Source organism: Ruoffia tabacinasalis (assembly GCF_042652985.1).
GTDB lineage: Bacteria > Bacillota > Bacilli > Lactobacillales > Aerococcaceae > Ruoffia > Ruoffia tabacinasalis.
Genome location: NZ_JBHSHQ010000074.1, coordinates 1 through 395, shown reverse-complemented (window position 1 = coordinate 395; position 395 = coordinate 1). Strand labels below are relative to the sequence as shown.

Genomic DNA, 395 nt, shown 5'->3' with positions numbered 1-395 from the left:
ATTCATCGATGACCATTTCTTCCAGAATATCCAATGTCGTACGCTGATCGCTGAGCGGATCGCTATACAAATCAATTAACCGATCTGCCATGATGGGCAGTCGCATTTTTCTCAGATACTGTGTTAACTCATTAATTCTTTCGGTTGAATTGTTCATAGTAGTCCGCTCCTCTCAGGTATGATTGTTCATTTTGATTCGTCGTGTTAAAATCGGATTGCGTCATAGGACTTTCGATCAGCTGTTTTATTAACGTGAAATTCGGGTGAGTCGATCGTTCAAGGGCATAATGGCAGGCTTTATCTAATCTTTGGTCGGAATAGGTGGCTGCCATTTTTAATATCGCATGAACTCTTCGGTAGTACTGCTGCTCAGGGCCTTGATCGAATAGGTTGGC

General features: G+C 42.5%; 1 pseudogene. It reads right to left on the bottom strand.

Going from position 1 to position 395, the window contains the following annotated elements:
• Positions 1-131: 131 nt before the first annotated feature.
• Positions 132-395: pseudogene (locus ACFO5Y_RS11640) on the bottom strand (hypothetical protein); the annotation flags it as partial.